Annotated in this window: 20 protein-coding genes; all 20 read right to left on the bottom strand. The window is 66.6% G+C overall.

Annotated elements, in window-relative coordinates; all coding sequences use genetic code 11:
• Positions 1–3 precede the first annotated feature (3 nt).
• Entirely contained in the window at positions 4–2217 is a 2214-nt protein-coding gene (locus ACYOEI_RS34430; RefSeq protein WP_462854738.1) for a hypothetical protein, read from the bottom strand.
• A complete protein-coding gene (locus tag ACYOEI_RS34425) occupies positions 2218–2637 on the bottom strand; it encodes a hypothetical protein (protein ID WP_462854736.1) in 420 nt (139 codons plus the stop codon).
• 13 nt (positions 2638–2650) lie between these two features.
• The gene (locus ACYOEI_RS34420; protein WP_462854735.1) at positions 2651–3079 is read right to left on the bottom strand and encodes a hypothetical protein; all 429 of its coding nucleotides are present in this window, start codon (positions 3077–3079) and stop codon (positions 2651–2653) included.
• A complete protein-coding gene (locus ACYOEI_RS34415) occupies positions 3079–5388 on the bottom strand; it encodes a DUF1565 domain-containing protein (protein ID WP_462854733.1) in 2310 nt (769 codons plus the stop codon). The genes ACYOEI_RS34420 and ACYOEI_RS34415 overlap by 1 nt, the downstream gene beginning before the upstream one ends.
• A gap of 45 nt (positions 5389–5433) precedes the next feature.
• Positions 5434–5928 carry a hypothetical protein gene (locus ACYOEI_RS34410; RefSeq protein ID WP_462854731.1) on the bottom strand — a complete coding sequence of 165 codons (495 nt, stop codon included), beginning with the start codon at positions 5926–5928 and terminating at the stop codon, positions 5434–5436.
• A gap of 51 nt (positions 5929–5979) precedes the next feature.
• The gene (locus tag ACYOEI_RS34405) at positions 5980–6384 is read right to left on the bottom strand and encodes a hypothetical protein (RefSeq protein WP_462854730.1); all 405 of its coding nucleotides are present in this window, start codon (positions 6382–6384) and stop codon (positions 5980–5982) included.
• A 59-nt stretch (positions 6385–6443) separates the two neighbouring features.
• Positions 6444–7559, bottom strand: coding sequence for a hypothetical protein (locus tag ACYOEI_RS34400; protein ID WP_462854729.1), 1116 nt, complete (start codon positions 7557–7559; stop codon positions 6444–6446).
• A gap of 137 nt (positions 7560–7696) precedes the next feature.
• Complete coding sequence (locus tag ACYOEI_RS34395) at positions 7697–8161, bottom strand: head decoration protein (protein ID WP_462854726.1); 465 nt, start codon at positions 8159–8161, stop codon at positions 7697–7699.
• An 87-nt stretch (positions 8162–8248) separates the two neighbouring features.
• A complete protein-coding gene (locus tag ACYOEI_RS34390; protein ID WP_462854724.1) occupies positions 8249–9829 on the bottom strand; it encodes a hypothetical protein in 1581 nt (526 codons plus the stop codon).
• The gene (locus ACYOEI_RS34385; protein WP_462854721.1) at positions 9826–11241 is read right to left on the bottom strand and encodes a phage portal protein family protein; all 1416 of its coding nucleotides are present in this window, start codon (positions 11239–11241) and stop codon (positions 9826–9828) included. The genes ACYOEI_RS34390 and ACYOEI_RS34385 overlap by 4 nt, the downstream gene beginning before the upstream one ends.
• Positions 11242–11529: 288 nt before the next feature.
• Positions 11530–13086 (bottom strand): terminase large subunit, encoded by a 1557-nt coding sequence (locus ACYOEI_RS34380; protein ID WP_462854720.1) that lies wholly within the window; start codon positions 13084–13086, stop codon positions 11530–11532.
• 3 nt (positions 13087–13089) lie between these two features.
• The gene (locus ACYOEI_RS34375) at positions 13090–13740 is read right to left on the bottom strand and encodes a hypothetical protein (RefSeq protein ID WP_462854718.1); all 651 of its coding nucleotides are present in this window, start codon (positions 13738–13740) and stop codon (positions 13090–13092) included.
• Between the two features lie 13 nt (positions 13741–13753).
• Positions 13754–14068, bottom strand: a complete 315-nt coding sequence (locus ACYOEI_RS34370; protein WP_462854716.1) for a hypothetical protein — start codon at positions 14066–14068, stop codon at positions 13754–13756.
• Between the two features lie 3 nt (positions 14069–14071).
• Positions 14072–14689: a ParB N-terminal domain-containing protein gene (locus ACYOEI_RS34365; protein ID WP_462854714.1), complete on the bottom strand. Its 618-nt coding sequence runs from the start codon at positions 14687–14689 to the stop codon at positions 14072–14074.
• 129 nt (positions 14690–14818) lie between these two features.
• A complete protein-coding gene (locus ACYOEI_RS34360; RefSeq protein WP_462854711.1) occupies positions 14819–15217 on the bottom strand; it encodes a hypothetical protein in 399 nt (132 codons plus the stop codon).
• A 57-nt stretch (positions 15218–15274) separates the two neighbouring features.
• Complete coding sequence (locus tag ACYOEI_RS34355; protein WP_462854709.1) at positions 15275–15592, bottom strand: hypothetical protein; 318 nt, start codon at positions 15590–15592, stop codon at positions 15275–15277.
• Positions 15589–16161, bottom strand: coding sequence for a hypothetical protein (locus ACYOEI_RS34350; protein ID WP_462854706.1), 573 nt, complete (start codon positions 16159–16161; stop codon positions 15589–15591). Before ACYOEI_RS34350 ends, ACYOEI_RS34355 begins: the two co-directional genes overlap by 4 nt.
• Positions 16158–16691 carry a CAP domain-containing protein gene (locus tag ACYOEI_RS34345; protein ID WP_462854704.1) on the bottom strand — a complete coding sequence of 178 codons (534 nt, stop codon included), beginning with the start codon at positions 16689–16691 and terminating at the stop codon, positions 16158–16160. The genes ACYOEI_RS34350 and ACYOEI_RS34345 overlap by 4 nt, the downstream gene beginning before the upstream one ends.
• On the bottom strand, positions 16688–17449 hold the full coding sequence (locus ACYOEI_RS34340) for a hypothetical protein (protein WP_462854701.1): 762 nt from the start codon (positions 17447–17449) through the stop codon (positions 16688–16690). The genes ACYOEI_RS34345 and ACYOEI_RS34340 overlap by 4 nt, the downstream gene beginning before the upstream one ends.
• Entirely contained in the window at positions 17446–17700 is a 255-nt protein-coding gene (locus ACYOEI_RS34335; RefSeq protein WP_462854699.1) for a hypothetical protein, read from the bottom strand. The genes ACYOEI_RS34340 and ACYOEI_RS34335 overlap by 4 nt, the downstream gene beginning before the upstream one ends.
• Positions 17701–17706 lie beyond the last annotated feature (6 nt).

Below are 17706 nucleotides of genomic sequence, written 5' to 3'. Positions count from 1 at the left end.
GGGTTATCCGCCGACCCGCCTGGGGCCGCCTGGGACGGGAGCGGGGCCGAGCGGGGGAGTCGCAGGGTCTCCGCCCCTCGGCCCCGCCGGTGCCTTCACGGCGTCGCGGATCTGTTGGAGCGTGCGGAGCTGCTCGCGCTGGACCTGATCGCCGGCGGGGTTGGGCAGGGCTGCGGGTACGGTCGCACCAGGGATCGCCGCGACGCCCGGAGGGGCGACGGGGACCGAGGCCTGACCTGGGATCTGATCGACCTTCCGCAACGCCCCGGCCATGGCAGCCTTCCGGCCCAAGGGGTCGCCGCCCGCGGCCGAGACTTCCCTCGACGCCGCCTCGAAGGCCTGCGCCCTCGTCTCGTAATCACCCGACCCGAGCCCGGGGAATCGCTTCCCAAGGTCCTTGATCCCGACCCGCTCGGCCTCGCGGCGCAGGTTGGGGATGGCCCCGTAGATCGCGTGCGATTCTCGGGTGTTGTCGTAACCGCCGACTCCGGAGACGGCGTAACTGATCGGGGACGATGCCAGTTCGAGCACTCTCCGGAACGGGCTGCGGTAGTCGGAGTCGTTGAGCCGCATCCGCTCCTCGGCGAACTTCTTGGCCGTCTCGAAGGTCTCGACACCGGCCCCTTCGGCCTTGTCGACGACCTCGGTGATCGACCTCGCCTCGGCGTTGACGTTCACCCGTTCGTTCGCCCGGGCCGCCCCGTTCTCCGCGATGACCTGCTTTCCGAACTGGTTCCCCTTCAGCTTTGCCCGGGCCGTCTCGAGGCGTTGCTTGAGCACGTCCGACACCTTCATGCCGGCGGTGACGGCCTCGCGGGTGGCCTCGGAGCCGATGTTCCGCTCGGTCATCCACTTGACGGGGTCGAGGTTCGGGTTTGCCTTGAAGAAGTCGCCGAGCTGGATCAGCCGGGCCGGGTCGTCCATCTTGTCGGTGATGCCCGCCTCGGCCAGCGCCTTCTGCTTGTCCTCGTCTACCGGGTTCAGGGTTCGGCTGATCTGGACCATCCGGTGATAGGCCTGGTCGGCCGTGCCCGTGCCGAGCGACATCGCCCCGAGGTAGATGCCCGCGTCGCCGTAGCTCTGGACCCGACCCGGCTTCGCCCCCTCCTCGGCGGCGTCGCTGGGGTCGACGAGCTTGGCCGCCGCCTTGTTGAGCGCCACCACACCCTTGGTGTATTGGAGCTTGCCCATCGAGAGCCCGCTGAGGGCCATGCCGAGCTGGTCCATCGCCGACTCGTTCGAGTCGAACGAGTGGAAGAGGCCGGCCGTGCCGATGGCCTCGCCGGCCGCGCCTTCGCTGATGCCAAACCTTCGAGCGGTCCGCCCCGTCTCCGCGAGGATCGCGTGCTCGAGCTCCGCCGGCGTCCCTTGCTTCGGCTGGTAGTGGCCCTTGTCGCGGACCGTCGGCCCGACGTTCTCATAGCTCTGGGCCAGTTCCATCGCCTGCTCGGGCGTGGTGCCGGTCTCGAGGGCCAGGCGGAGCGTCTCCGCATAGACGGCGTTGTTCGGCCCGTTCTGGCCCTTGATGTTCGCGAGCTCGCGGAGGTCGTCGCGGAACTCGGCCGCCTCCTGGGCGAGCTTCTTCCAACGATCTTCGATCTCCGCGGAAGCCTCCATCACCGCGTGGAACGTCTGGCGGACCAGGGCGAGGCCGGCCGCGACTTCGAGGAATGAGGCGACCGACCGCCTCGACGCATTCACCTGCTGGTTCACCTGGCCGGCGGCCGATGCCATCCCGTTGAGGGCCTGCTTGGCGCCGTTGGCGGACGTCTCGACCTTCTTCACGTTCGAGGCGAGGCGACCCGCCTCCGTGGCCGCGACGCTGATCCGGTTCGAGGATCCGGCGGCGAATCCGTTCAGGGACTTCGAAGCCGTGGCGAGGTTTGCGTTGACCCTGCCCAATGAAACATCGAGCCGCCTGGCCGCCGACGCAGTCGCCCCGAGGTTCTTTGCGGAACCGGCCCCCAGGTTCGTCAGGGCGGCGTTCGAGGCTGTGGCCACCGCCTGTATCTGCTGGAGCGCCTGGGCCAGAGCCTGGGCGGCCTTCGCGGTCGCGTTCGCCCCTCGATTCGATCCCGAGGCGTACGAGGCGAGCTTCGGCTTGACGGCCGTGGCGACCGCGTCGAGCTGCTGGAGCGCCGTGATCAGTTGGTTCGTCTTGGACAGGCAGTCGGCGTTGTCCGACTTGTAATTGATTGCGTATGTCTTGTCGGGCACTTAACCGTTCCTCCGGATCCGCACCAGGAACGAGAGCTCGGCCCATCGGATCAACCCACGGTTGCCGGGCAGCCGCGTGGTCCCTTTGCCCTCGTTGAGGTCGACACGCTTGAGGGGCGTGGACCATCCCCCGGGCCACGACAGGCCGGGGGCGGCCTCCAGGATCGCGGTGAAGGTCTTGGCCGCGTCCATCGCGGGCCCCGTGGTGGGGGCGTATATCCTCACCTTGAGGGTCGCGTCGTCGACCTTCGAGGTGGAGGTCTCGAGCCTGAGCGGGGACTTCGGCAGCTTCGCCACCGCATAGGGGTATTCCTCGACGATCGCCCCTTCGTCGAGGTGCCAGCCGCCGGGGATCTGGCCGATCAGGTCGGGGGTCGCTTCGACGAGCTCGCGGAGCGCGGACAGGAAATCAGTCGCCATGGTCCGCCCCCGGTCAGTTTGTGTACTCGATGGCGTCGCAGTACCAGTGGTGACCCATCTGGTGTGCGTTCACGATCTTTCCGAGGATGTAGAGATACCGATACGTCCCGTCGTCGGGATCGATGATTACGAGCCGATTCCGGATGTCGACCGACACGAACTGCCCGAACAGCACCCGCCACCGGAGCGTCTCCGACGGCTTGTCCGCGAGCTGGAGTGATCGCGGGTTCCGGGCCTGGACCAGTCGGCACCGGTAGGCATACGGGTCGGCGAGCGGCGTCCAGTCCTCGAGACGATCGCCGCGTTCGCCCTTGCTGGCCCCTTCGGCGTTGGCGTCGAACTCGACCAGGCAGAATGAGTTCAACCCTTCGACGAAGTCCGGGTCCGCCCCCGACGGGATCGGGGCGACCGAGAATTGGCTCGCGAGATAATAGATCAGCATCAGTTGCTGTAACCGATGAGGATGAAGGTGTCATCGGGCTCCGGATTCTTCGGGAAGCCCAGTGCGAATCCGAACCGAACCACGCCGTTGACGTTGGTATGGCTGGTCACCTTGGCCGTTTTTCCGCGGTTAACCCCGCTCGTGAACGCCAGGAGCGAGGCCGGCTTCGCGAAGAACCCGCTCGGCTGGTCCAGGCCCGTCGCCTCGAACGAAGCTCCCGTCGGGCTGGTCCCGGAGACGGTGCCCCCGACGGAGCTCAGGCACTGGCCCAGCAGGCTTGCCGCGGCGTCGCTCGATCCGACCAGGGTCTGGATGTCGGCGAGCGTGTGGCCGTCGGGGTTCGTGGCGATCGGCCTCGTCGGGTCGGCAAGGATGCTCGCCGCGATCGATTCCGTGGTCGGCGACGCGTATCCCGCGGGGGGCGTGTCCGGCAACGTTACCGCCGACGCGACCGAGGCGACGGCGGGCAAGGTCGTGCCGTTGGCGAAGGTGGCGGAGCCGATCGTGCCGGCGGCCAGCGCCATCGCCGAGCCGACGGCCGCCGGGCTTGCGGGGAGGTTGTCGGTCTTGGCCTTGATCGCCGGGACGATCGTCGTCGTGGCCGTCGTGTCCCCCTTCACCGACGCGACGTCCGCCGCCAGGCTACCGCCGCTGGGCGTCCCGAGCCGCGAGTAGACCGAGCCGAACCGCACCGCCTGGCTTCCGTCCCAGGTCAGGTCCTGGGTCGTGAGTACCGTATCTCCGAGTGCAGGGGAGGAACCCAACTGGGAGAAGATCGTCACTCGGTAATCGCCCGAGGGGAGGTTCAGGGAGACCGGGGCCGTGAACAGGTAACCGCCCGGAGTCGCCTCGACAAGATAATTCACGTATTGATACCAGTTCGCTGCGACCAACGGGACGAAGCCGGTGCCGTTCCACACGTTCCCCACACGGTCGAAGACGGCCCGGTACAGGAACGGCCCGACCTTGGGAGTGACCGCGTCGAACGTGGTCGTCGAGGAGTGGCGATAGACGTGTGCGTTCGCCGACCCGCCCGCCAGGCTATGGCTGTCATTCCCCGCCGTCCCGTAACCCGTCCAGGCCGTTGCCAGGCTCGCGAACCCCGTGAGTGTCGTACCCCGAACGGTCCCCCAGGTCCCCGACCCGCGGACGTCGTACACGTTCGAGTCGATGACCGAGCTTGACCCCGTTTCGGCGTTGGCCAGCCCGATGAAAATCGCAGTCCCCAGGGGAGCGATGATATAATTGTATTGACATAAGGCATTCGACCAATTCGCGCCGGGATCGGTCTGGTTGGCGTTCACCCGGAATGCGGTGGCGGTTGCGAAAAGGTTGACGACCGTGTTCCTCAACAGTGTCGGCGACTGGGCTCCTTTGATGTACATGCCGTTGAGATACCCGCCGAAGATGGCGCAATCTTTGACGACAATGTTGGAGCCCTCCTTGATCACCAGTCCCTGACCATTGGAGGCGTTCGACCCTCCAATGATGATGTTTCCTTGAACCAACGCGGCCGTCACACCGGCACCGATCAGGCAAGCGTGTCCCCCCTGGGCCCAGATAATATTGCCGGCGATCGTGCCCGACGCCGCGTAGACGTTCGAGCCGCTCATGCTCGAATCCTGGCCCAGGATCAGCCCGTAACCGACGGTCGGGTCGGTCGAGATCCAAAGATTGTTGGTGACATTGACATTCGTTGCGTTGTTGAGAGAGCACGGGCATTTATTCACGATCCCGATGCAGTTCTTGATCGTGAACGAGTCGATGACGCTCGTCGGGCCGAGTGAGAGGATGTAGATGCCGTACGCCGGGTTCGAACCGACCTGGTTGAACGTGCAGCCGTCGAACGTGCAGCCGATGAAGCTCCCCGTCGTGTTCAGGCCGCTGGCGAAGCACTGATTCGTCTGGACGGTTGAGCTCACGACGGTGAACGTGCAGCCAATGAGGGTGAGACTGCCACCGCCATTGAAACGCATGATGCGCGTCGTGTTGCCGTCCCGTCCGACAAACTTCACGTACTTAAACGTCAGGTTCGTCCCCTGGTAGATCACCTCCTGGGCGCTGGAGGTGCCCTGGACGGTGACGTTCGACGACGTCCCGTTCTGACCGGCGATCGTGATTGCGGCGTCCTGGCGGGAGAGCTGGAGCCAGCCACTTCCGCTGTTCTCCTGGTACGTCCCATCCGCCACGAGGATCGTGTCGCCGTTTGCGGCGGCGAGGTACGCCTTGTTGATGGTCCGCCAGGGCGTGGCCTGGGAGCCGTTTCCGGTCGAGTCGTTGCCGGTCGTCGCGACGTAGTACGTGGGCACTTCAGCTACTCCGGGAGCCTCGGTCGGCAGCCTTGGGACGGTCCGTTACAGGTCGCGGACGTCGAGGTAACCTCGGCGGTCATGCCTCGGGTGCGAGGTCAGGATCCCCTCGACGGGCGGCGCGATGGCGACGGCCCGCAGCGATCCCATCGAGTTATGCCGGGTGTTGAATTGCTGGGTCTTATCCTTGATCATGCCCCGCAACGCCTCGAGCATGTTGTTGCGGTCGACCCGGTAGTCGTCCCACTGCTGGTAGCGGGGCTTGAACGCAATGTCGTTGGCGAACGCCTCGAGCGCACGGATCTCGGTCCAGTCGACGAACTGGCCCTGGATCGAGTCGTCGATCTTGGACAGGTCGTCGTCTGACACGTTCGACCGGTCCGCCGGCAGGATCCCGTAATCCTCGAGCGCCGAGGCGATCGGGTCATTCAGGTCCGGATTTGTGCCGTCGGAGGCGGTCGAACGTCCCAGCGTCGCGAGCGCGGTGGCGAGGCGACCCGTCCCGGCGAGGGTCGCCTCGAGTTGTTGCCTTGTGAGCATGGGGTTCACCGTGACGGGGGAGGCCGGGCATCCGGCGGATGCCCGGCGTGGTTACTTGGCGTCCCCATCCGAGGAGGCGGTCTCCTGACCGGCGAGCAGCGCGGCCCGGGCGGCATCCTTGTCGGAGGTCGCGGGGGTCGCCGACGGAGTCGTGGCGTTGCCGGCCAGCGGGGTGACCTTGCCCGCTTGGGGCGAGGCGGCCGAGGTCGGCTTTGGGGGCCTGTCGGCGACCGGGGTCTTGAGCCGATCGCGCTGGGCGTTCAGCTTCGCGATCTGCGAGTCGATGTCCTCGAGGGTCGACGCCTCGAGTTCGGGATCGCCCTCGGCGAGGTCGGCATCGGTGGGCAGGTCCTCGACCCGCGTGATGACCTGCCCCTCGTGCATGATGGAGCCGCCGGACCGGATGATCTCCTCCATCTCGGATCGGCGGCGACGCTGGAATCGCGGATTCGACATACGTTTCCCTTTCGGATAGTGGTGGGTCGGACGGGGACGGCGAGTCGACCGTGACGGCCTTATCGGACTGTCAGGACGCCCGTGCAAGTCTTGCGGAGCTTTCGCGGGAAGCCCCGGGCGACGCTCCAGGCCTTGAGTTGCGGAGGGTTGAGGTCCGGCACGCCGGTGAAGTAGCTGAACGGCCCGAACTGCTCGCCCTGGGGGACGTTGTCCGGGTCTCCGACAAGGCCCGCGACCTGCGACTCGGTGACGATGGCGTTACCGAAGTCGTAAGCCATCGCGTTTTTGTCGTCGCTCTTGTTCGAGAACAGGACCTTGCCCTTGGGGAAGACACGGCTATTCGAGCGGCTGCCGTCGGTCCCCTGGGAGAACATGAGTCGATCCTCGAATTCGATCTCCATGTTCAGGAGTGTCGAGGCGAACTGGGGCATGCGGGCGTCGCGAGGGTTCCAGCCCGAGGTCGCGATCGGCGAGGTCACCAGCCCCGCCAGCAACGACTTGAACTCGGTCGTCGAGACCATCGCGATGAAGTCCGCCTGGCTCAGCGTGAGCCGATCGTACACCTCGCCGTAGGTGTTGGCCGCGTACTGCTTGAAGGTGAGGATGTCGGTGACGGGAGTGGCATTGACGTTCGGCACGTCGCTGCCGTCGGCCCACGCAGTCGACACCGTCACCTTCAGGTCGGACGGCATGCCCCACGAGCCGGTGATCTTGATGCCGAGGCGGTCGTACGTGACCGAGTCGAGCAACATTCCGCAAACCAGGGAGTTCATCCGCTCCTTGATGCTGCGAATCAACTCCTGGGCCGTGCGCACTTGCCAGTTTGTGAACATGGTGACGTCGCCCTTGACGTCGCCCATGTTTCGGCGGATGCGGTTCAGCCGATTGATCATCGACTGGCTGAAACGTCGCCCGATCTTCAGGTTCGGGATGACGTTCGTGACGTATTCGAGCTGGCCGGCCTCGTAGGTGGCCGCCTCGCTGTCGTCGGAGATGATGTCGGCGACGTACACCGAGCCCGTGAAGTAGGCCGTGATCTCGTCGTCTTCGGCGGGGGTGATCTCGCAACGGTCGAGGAACCGGAGCGGCAGCGACTGCTGGTATCGCGTGTACTGGTCCTGGACCAGCGCGTTGAAGCGGACCGAATCGAGCACTTGCCCGTCGGACAAAATCATGGGTCGTCACCTCGTCGTGAGAATGGGTCGGTCGGGTCGGCCTTGCGCGGCCGACGAACGGGCACGCCCCGGAGCCGGCGGATAGGCCAACTCGCGGGGCGTGATTGGTTTGTGATAGGTTTGGCCGATCGGCCGAATCAGTTCGTGGCGTACGTGAGGGTGGGGAATGCCGCCTCGAGCTCGGCCCGGGTCGGTCCGAGTGTGAGGGAGTGGGTCGACGTCCCCGCCTGGATCAGCCGGTCGAACCAGACCCGGCCTCCGTCGATGACCTCGGGGTAATCGGACCGAGGGTCGTCGCCGTTCACGGTCCTGTTCACGAGGTAGCAGTCGCCCCTCGCGAGGGTCTGGCGGCCGTCCGACGCGGTGGGATCGTAGGGACCGTAGTAGCCAGTCGCCGTAATCTTGGTAAGGACCTGGCCGTAGCGGAGATATTTCGCCCCCACCGGGATGACGACCCCGTCGTACAGTGTGACCGCCGAGCCGGAGACGGCCGCGACGGTCGACCAGTCGATGGTGACGCCACCGACCTTGTGCCGACCGCTGCCGTCGGCGAGGAGTTGGATGGTGGACCCGATGGTCCCGATGACCTTCCTGCCAAACATTGCGATGCAGGCGAGTTGCCCCGCCCCTCCGAGGTTGTGGATGAATCAGATCATGGCAGAGCGGGGCGGTCGGACCCCCCGTCGACCCTAGGCCCCGAAGTGCTCGTCGTTGATCTTGCGGGCCCACTCGCGAGGATCCTCGCGGTCGCCCTGGTCGTTGACCTGGAGGGTCTTGGGGACTTCGGGCGGATCGCCGCCCGCGACCTTCGGATTGGCGTTGCCGTGCGGCTTCGCCTCACCCATGAGCGACTTCAGCGCGGCCAGGCGGCTGAAGTCCTTGACTGGGTTGTCGTGGTCGTCGATCGCCGCCTGGCGAAGCGCCGAACAGAACTGGGTCGCCTGGTTCGCGGTGAGTACGTCCTTGGCCTTGAGCTCGGCGACGGTGGCATTGGCCGAAGCCTCGAACCCCTCGATCTTGGCCAGTCGCTTGTCGGCCTCGCGGGCCGCACGTTCGTCGGCTAGATCTTTGCGGAGCTGGACGAGTTCGGGGTCAGGTTGAGGTTCGGCCTCGCTATCGGCGGCCGATCCCTGGGCGAAGCCCTTCAAGCCTCGATTGGCGTGATTGGCCGGTCGCGACGACCGGGCCGGGGCGCTGTCGATCGCGTCTTGGATTTGATCCTCATCGTCGAGGTCGACGTCAACGTCGGTGATCCCGAGGAGCTTCCGGAGAGAGAGGGCCATGGGTTTCCCTTTCGATTGGGAGTGGAGCGGAGCGACCTTTCGGCCGCGGTTCAGGACGCGGCGGGCGGCCCCGCCAGGTTTCAAGAGCTCGGCGTAGGACTGGCGGACCTGCGAGAGCGTCTGCTCATCGAGCCGCCCCATCCGGGCCATCTGGATCGCCTTCTGGAAGCCCGCGCCGGGGACGGCCCCGTCGTACACGGCGGAGATCTCGCTGGCCCCGCAGTCGACGAACGAGGCGGTCGCGTAGCCGGACGGGACGCCCCGATCCTTCTGGGCCTGGACCTGCTCGGATGTCATCCTCCGGGTCGTGCCCGGGACGTGGTTGCAGACGTAGCGGCCCTGGTCGTCGATGGCGTCGCTGTCGTGGCCGCAGACGTCGCAGACGATCCGGCCGTTCTCGCCGTAGTCGAGCCCGATCGAGACGTCGAACACCGTACCCCCGTCGATCGACGCCGATAGGTCGTCGGTGGTCGGGCCATTCGCACCGTTCGGCGCATTCCCGGCCAGCATGTAGACCCCGAGGACGCTCCTCGAGAACCTCTTGCCGTCCGGCTGCTCCCAGGTCTCGAACCGGCCCGCGAACGTCCGGCCGAACGGGAGTTGGGCGTCATGGCTGATGCCGCCGGTCGCGTGGCTGTTCATGAACGCGAACCCACGCTCCGCCTGGTTGGCGACGTTCTTGAGCGTGGACTTGTGAATGAACATGTAGCGGTCCGCGACGTAGTTCGTGTTCGCGGCTTCGAGGTAGTGGACATGGACGTCCGACTGCTCGAGGGGCTTCTTCGGTTTGACGGCGGCGTTGATCCGGCCGACCGCGTCGGCGTCGCTCGAGGGCATCGATCCCCGCGAGCTCACCAGCCTCGAGCCCTCGGGGAGATCTGGAGGGCTGGCCGAGAACCTCCAGGGGACGGCGTTGAACCCCCGCAGGGCGGCGTGGGCGTTCCGCCGTTGGCATCGATCGCGGTCGAACGTCTTGGGATGGCTCATTCGTCGTCCCCGGGTTTGTCGGTGTCGTCCTGGTCGGGCTTGGCCGGATCCGCCTCGGTGTTCGCGGCCGACGCCCCTCCCGCCGCCTTCGCCGCAGCCCTGGCCTTGATCTCGTCGACCGACGCCGCCGGCAGGCCGAGTTGGCCGTACAGGAAGGGGAGCTGGGACTCGAACAGGAACCCCTTCTGATAAGCGTTCGCATAGGCGTTGAGGAGGTCGGCCGTCACCGAGTCGGCCGACCCGAACGTCACGAGCGGAGTGAGTCGGGCGGCGACGTCCTTGCCCCAGTTCAGGGTGACCCACCGCTTGAGGACGTCGAACTGGAGCATCCGCTGGAGCGGGATCCGGCCGCGGCGGAACGATAGGGCGACGAGCGAAACCGCCGTCTCGCTGTCGGCCTTCGAGCCGTGCTTGGCTTCCTGGACGGCCCGGGCGTTGAACAGGATGGCCCGGAAGATTTCCATGTCCCACCGCTCGAAGGCGGCGTGATGGACGCCCCCTTCGGACTTCCCGCCGAAGACGTCGGCGTCATAGCCCGGCGGCAGGATCAGGGCCCGTCGGTGACGCATGTTGGCGACGGCCCGCTCGACCTGATCCTCGACCGGGACGACTCGCACGCGGCCTGTCGACGGGTCGGTCTCGCGGACCGACGTCGCACCGGTGCCGGCCTTGATCTTGAGGAGCGGGTCGGCGAGCTCGTTCAGGAAGTCGGCGAACTTCGGCTGCTGCTGGAGCTTGAGGTTCCACGGGTTATAGGCCGCTCGGAACCCCGAACTGCCGCGCGGGTCGCGGTTCCGGGGACGCCACGACAGGACCGCGAAGTGCTCGCGATCGAAGTCCACCCAACTGTCGCCGGTCCATCCCCGGATGGCCTGGATTCGGTTGAAGCGATCGACCCGGAACGCCCACGAGCGGTAAGGCTTCGGCACCAGGTCGACGAGCATCTGTCTGCCGGAGTCGTCGCCCTCGCCCCACTGGTAGACCTGCTCGGCCAGCATGCAACCGAACGGGTGCGCGTGGAGCATGTCGTCGAGGACATCCTCGATCGGATCCGCCAGCCCGTCGAGCATCTGTTTGGCCCGGTCGCGGATCTCCTGGGCGAGCTTCTGGTCCGCCTTCTGCTTCCGCTTCGATGCGACCTCGCCCGGCTTCACCACCTCGGGCGGCGACAGCACCGGACCTTCGCTGAGCACGCCGGCCTTCCAGAGCTCGAACGCACAGGCGACGGCCGAGTCATAGAGCATGAGCTCATAGACACGGATGCCGAAGCGTCGTACGACCTCGTCGATGGTGCGGCTGACGATGACGCCGCCCGAGCGGGCGCCGGCCCAGGGTCCGCCGACGATCACTTCCTCGCGTGGATTCGGGGTGACGACGGGCGTCCCGTCGACGACCGTTGCCGGTGTGCTCATCGAGTCCTCGAAGTAGGCGAACGGGGCGGTTGGGGAGCCGTCAGACTTGGGCGACGTAGGTCACGTTGCCGTTCGGGTGGCGGACCTCATGTACGATGACGAGGTCGCCTACCCCCAGGTTACGCGCCGCCGCGAGCCATTCGATTTGGATGCGGACCACGGGTTCCCTTCGGATCCATATCGGGGCCACCGATGGGGACCGGTCCATCACGGTGCAGATAGCTTCACCAATGGACGGCCCGATGGTTTCGACTCTGGCAATAAGCGGCATTTCTGATTACCTTTCGATCATTGCGAGCCCAGGTAATTCTGGGTTCGCGTACGCGGCGGACCCGCAGCACGCACCGGAACGGTGCCCCTCTGGCCTCGCAGTCGGAGGTAGCTGAGGAGGATGCAGAGCCCCATGACGAGGTCGTCATGGAACCCAGATGGCGCCCCGAGCTTGCCCTTCTTGAGCCGCTTGTACGTGTGGAGCTCGTGGAGCAGGGCGGCCGACCGGATCGTGATGAGGCCGTCTCGGAGGCACTCGGCGATCATGTCGATCCCCGGCGCCTTCGTCTTGACGTTCGTCAGCCAGCCCGGCTTGTCGTCGTGGCCGATCGCCACTGACTCGAACGGGCAGGGTTCGCCGTTCTCATCCTTCGCGAGCTTGAACGCCAGCAAGACCGAGTGGCCGTGGTTGTTCCGCTCGACGACGACTTCGGCGAAGTTGTAGGCGTCGGAGACGGCCATCAACTTATCGGCATACTCATCCGGCTCGAAGTGGCCGTGGATCTCGGCCACCTGCTCCCAGCTATCCGCGTCGAAGACTGGGCAGCCGTCGTAGTCGCCGGTCTCTAGGCCTTCGGCGACGTCGGCCCCGAGGACGTATTGCCGGCCCGGCTCGGGGAGCGTCCAGACCTTCAGACCGTCGATCTCCCGGAGCGTCGAGGGCAGGTCCTCGCGCGGGATCGGCGGTCGGATGTTCGCGTGCTGGGCAGAGATCCATCCGGAGTCGAACCGGGCGTTCCCGCTGGCGAGGAACGCCTCGATCGGGTTCGCCGGGTAGTTCTGCGGGGTGAGCTTCGGATCCTCGGCCTCGGCCACCATCCGGCGGTAGAAGGCACGGTCTCGGCCCGGCCTCGCCCACCACGGGAGGAAGATGGCCCGGAAGTTGTTCACCCCCTCATAGGCCTTAGTCCAGATCGAGTGGAAGAGGTCCCCAACCCCGTTCGCGGTCGACAGCATGATGAGCTGCCCACCCTCGTCGATCGTCGGCTTGATGTTGAGGAAGAGCTGCTTGCCGTATTTCATGTGCCCCGCCTCGTCCATTACAACGACGGCGGCGGCGTGGGAGATCCCCGCGTTCTTCGTCTGAGGAAGGCTCAAGATCCTGGAGTCGTTCGTCCAGGCGAGCTCGCGAGTGTTGTCCTTGTCAGCGATCTGCGGGAGCCGCTCCCGGAGCCACTCCGGCAGTCGGAGGTAGAGGGCCTTCACCCGCCGAAGGAGCTCGTTCGCCTCGGGCTGCCCCTTCGACAACATCAGGATGAGTTGGTTCTGATGGAAGAGGCACCGCCAGAGCACGTACCCGCAGACGGCCCAACTCATGCCGAGCTGTCGGGCCTTCAACATCACCACGAGGCGTTCGGTCATCAACGCCCACAGGAGCTGGACCTGCGAGGCCCACAGCTTGAACGGCGTCGTGCCGGTGGGCTCGTCTCCCAACCCCTGCGAGTCGTCGATCACCCCATAGGTGTCGACGAAGTACGCACAATCGGCGGAACATTTAAGAAACTCGGCATCGGCGTCGAACGTGAAGTCGACAGCGTCTTCCGCTTCGTCCGCTTCCAGGGTTGCGGTTGCCACGGGTTACGCCTCATCGTCGTCGCCGGGCGGCGCCGTGGGCACCTCCAGGAGTTCCCTCCGCTTCTCGGCACGCCAGGTCGCCATCTCGGCGTCTGCCCGATCCTTCGAGCCCATGACGTCGCCCGTCTCGGGGGCCGACTCGTCCATCTTCCGGAGCAGCTCGAGGGCGTCGCGGCAGGCGTTCAGAATCAGGCTGCGTCCCTTCTCGACCAGGGCCGCGCCGCGGAGGTGGACCTCGGCCCCTGCCGCCTCGACAACCGTGGTCCGTCCGTCTTCGCTCTTTGTGACGGTCGCAGTGGGGAACTCGAGGTAGCGGGCACCACGCTCCATGATCTTCTCGCCGACCTCGATCGAGCGGTCGGCGGTCTCGCGGAGGATCCGGGTGTACCGCTCGGCCATCGTGATGCCGGCGCCGCGGAGGAGGTCGGCCGTCATCCGTGCGTCGAAGGCGTGGCACCGCTCGGCCCACCTGTGGACCTTGGCCCAGGTGTGCCACCGGCCCGAGGCCTGTTCGACGTTAGGCTTGCCCGTCGCCTTGCGGTACGCGGTGACGAGGGCACGGCTGTGGCCGAGCTCGAGGTAGATCCGGAAGGCCGCGTAAGCCTGGTTCGACTCGTTCGGCTGCTGGTCCCAGGCCTCGATCTTCTCGGCCATGGCTCACCTGGTCTCAGTTGTCGCTGAAGGCGTCCGGGACCTCGACCGCATGGTTGAGAACGCAGAACCCAACCAGCGTCAGCGACCCGTCGCCATCGAATTCGTAACTGGCCCCAACCGCCTGTTTCGCGTCCCCGAAGATGCCGTTCAGGAGCCCGATCATGCCGACGACCGAACGCTGATCCTCGTCCTTACCGGAGAGGATTAGGGGATGATCGGCGAGGTGTTCGTTGCAGGAGACCCGACTGGTCACGAGCCTCGCGACGGCCTCGGGGTCACGCTCGTAGGCCTCGTTCAGCACTCGTACCGCATCCTCGATCGTCGGCATCGGTCAACCCTTCGGCTTGATTGTGAACTCGGCCCCGTAGGCCTTGCACAAGGACTCGAGCTCGAGTCGGAAGTCCTTGTCGTCACCGACGCCCCTGGAGACCTCGATACGCACGACGTAGGACTCAACCTCATCGTCGTCGTCCGACTCCTCAGGCTCGTCGCTATCGCCCGCGAGGTCCGAGCCGAGCCGCTCGAGGAGCTGATCGACCTCCTCGTCGGTGTAGCCGGTCGCCTCGAGCGGGTAGTCCGGATCCGACCCGAGCGACCGCAGCAGCTCCCCGACCTTGAGCTCGTCGCGGGACGAGAACTCGGCGGTCCGGTTATCGGCGAGTGCGTACGCGGCCAGGTCGGGGGACTCGAGGTCGCTCTCGACGACCGCCAGGTGCGTCCAGCCGAGCCGGGCGGCCGCCGCCTTGAGCTGGCCGTTGCCGGCGCGGACCACGCCGCCAGAGTCGGCCACGACGGGCTTCTGTTGGCCGAACCGCGCGTACGAGGCGGCGATCCGGCGGATCGACTCCTCGTCGTGCGTGTTCGTGTTCGCCGGATCCTCGTGGAGCAGGTCGATCGGGCGGAGCAGCGGCCGGAGATCGTTGGGGCCTTTCCAGACTTCAGTGGCCATCAGATCGGCTCGACACGGGTGGTGGGGGACTTCGTCGGGATCCAAGAGGTATTGCCAAACGTCGGTCACTCCCAGCCGCCCGGACGGGCCGGACGACGGGGAGACTCACGGGGGGCGTGAGTGGATCGGTTAGGCGTCGAATCCCAGCAGGATCTGGAGGAAGTGCGGGACGGGCGGGATCGCCTGGGGGAGCGCGATCGGCACGTTCACACCGCCCTGATAGGGCGAGACGTCGAACTCTCCGTAGGGGAACGCCTGGTCGGACGACGGCGGGGTCAGGTAGGTGTCCGCGTCCGCGGGCGGCGTCTGGGTCTTCGGGACCAGGTAGGCCCGGATCGCCAGGAGCTTGTTGAACGTGTTCAGGTCGTAGGCGGGCAACGCGACGTTCGCGGTCCATCCGTCGACCGATGCGATCGTGACATCGACATCCTGTTTCGCGGGGACCGTCCCGGTGGGGGTCGTCGGCGTCACGACGGGCGTGCCGGGCGGGGTGAAGTCAACGGTCGCCGTGCTTAGCTTCCAACGCATCAATCGCCTCCTGGAGGAGTGGTGGCAAGAAGATCGTCATCGGCCCCAAGCGGGGCCTCAGGCGTTTGGGGGTGGGGCAGGGGCCGCGGCCGGCTCATCCTTCAGGGCGTCGGCGAGCTCGGTCACGCGACGCTTCGCGAGGGCCGATGCCGTGCGGGTGATGAGGATCCGGTGGGCCTCGCGGTTGGCCGAGGTGTCGATCCGGTCGAAGAAGTCGTCATCGTTCTCGACGGCCTGGGCCCGTGGTAACAGCGTGGTCGCCTGCGGAGCGGACCGACGTCGGCCCAGCAGCCACAGCAACAGGAGCAGACCCAACGCGCCGAACACCGCGAGGGTGGCCAGCCCGAGGACCGCGTAGGCGATGTATTCGCTCAAGTTTGAGTCCTGATCTGAGGCGACTGGGGAGGCGGCTTCCGCAGGAGATAGATGACGCCGGCCAGGAACGAGAGTCCGAGCAACCCGAACAGGATGACGGCTGTCACGACGGCCATAGCCTTGGCGCACGTGGCGAACTTCGCCATACGCTCGAGCTCCGTCGCTTCGTCCTCGAGATCGTCCAGCGGATGGTGACGCTGGCAGGAGCCATCGTCGCAGTCCGAGGAGGCTGCCGAGACCGAGGCCTTCGGTGATAGTGGCGGCGGGTCGCCGACCACGGTGGGCCGGTCGAGCACGATCTGGGCCCCCTCGGCGTCCGGCCCCAGGATCGACTCCCGAGGGCCGCCGGACGCCTGGGGGGCGAGGTTGACCCCGAGGTTGAGCACCGGTTGCGAGACCGCCCGGAGGCGCGACTGGGTGTACCGGAACCAGCCGGTCGCATCCTCGGCCCCGAACACTTCGTACGACGGGTTCGCGGTGAATGGCACCCATCGCCCGAGTCCGTCCGCCATCGCGGTCGAACCCAACAGCGTCAGTGCCACCGCAACGGATAAGGCAGTGCGTCTCATTCGCTCTCTCCGAAACGTGGCGGCCGTGCCCGGCGGATTTCGCCGTAGTCGACGACCCACCACTTGCCACGATTGCCGATGCCAACATGCGTGAACCGCGGATCCTCGAAGTCACGACGATGGCCCTCGTTCGGGTCGGGAGAGGAGTCGAGGATCGCGATACCCTTCTCCGGATCGTCGGTGCCCCAGGAGACGCCCTCGCTGATCCGGACCGACCTCGGGATACCCTCCGAGTAGATCCGGCCGGGGAATCCCTCGTGCGGCCTCGCCCCGTCCTCGGCGAGTGCGTCGGCGTGGACCTGGGCGGCCCTTCGCAGCCGCTCGTCGATCCTGAGGGCCGGCCGGTACTTCGAGACCCGGATCCGGTTGAACTCCGCCAGGGCCCGGGAGACAGACGGGTCGACGGACGGCCCCGGACGAATCCGGACACCTTCGACGACCGCGATCACGGCAACGGCGCCAACGCCGACCGCGAGGACGACGAACGTCCCGATGGCCGCGAAGATCGTCACGACGAGTCGGAAGCTCATGCGAGGGCCCTCGAAGGTGCGATCCGAAACACGTACACGCCGCCCGCCAGGACCACGACGGTCGTCGCCAGCAGGAGCAGGGCCGCCGCCAGGATGATCAGGTAGTGGCTCGAGGCGGCGAGCGTCCGGGCCTTCTGCTCGAAGGCGAACACCCACGCCTGGCCGCCGTAATAGGCCCGCTTGAAGAACTCGGTCGCCGTGGTCCACCGGTACACGCCGGGCGGGTCGTTGTTGTCCTCGAAGCAGGCGAGGTTCTGCCGGCGGTTGATATGGTTGACGTTCACCCAGTGGGCGATCAGCCGGTTCCCGTAGAGCTCGCCCCAGCTCATCGTGGAGCAGACGAGGCGGCCGCTGGCCGAGAGTCGCTCGAGCGCCCCCTCGTCGGGGCCGACGTAGCTGATCCAATTCTGGTCCGGCATCGACTCGTGGAGCATCGACGCCTGGAGACCGGGGTCGGTTCCGCCGACCCCGACCCGTCGCTGGGCGAGGGCCCAGTAGGCGTCGACCTGATCGCGAGGGATGCCCGAGTCGAGGGCCGCGGTCCGCGTGGCGGACGGGACGCATCCACCCCAGCCTTGGAGGTTGGGGTTCAGGTTCCGCGTGTGGTTCCTCGGGTCGGTGGGGGCGTTGGCGCGGACGCCCTGATAGGTCGTCGAGCGGGTCGCGATCTCCCCGCCGAAGTTCGGAGGCTGGGCCCTCGCGACCATCGGGACGAAGGCCAGGGCGAGGCAACTCAAGGCGAGTCGAAAGCGAGTCATCTGCGGTCCCTCTGGCCGATGGCCCACCGGGTGCCGAGGATCAGGAACACGACGACGATCGAGACCCCGAAAACGACCATGAGCGTCCCGACGACGCCCTCGATGCGGCCGGCCGCGACGCCGCCGTTCCAGCAGTCGAGCCAAAGCTGCGCGGCACCCTGTCGGCCGACGACGGCCCGGACCTTCCAGTCGACGGCCTCAGGCGGGATCGGCGGGGGTTGGTTCGAGGGGAGCCACCGAGACAGGTCCATGGTCGC

Source organism: Singulisphaera rosea (assembly GCF_054877945.1).
Note: the sequence above shows the minus strand (reverse complement) of the source record. Positions and strands in the feature narration are given on the sequence as shown.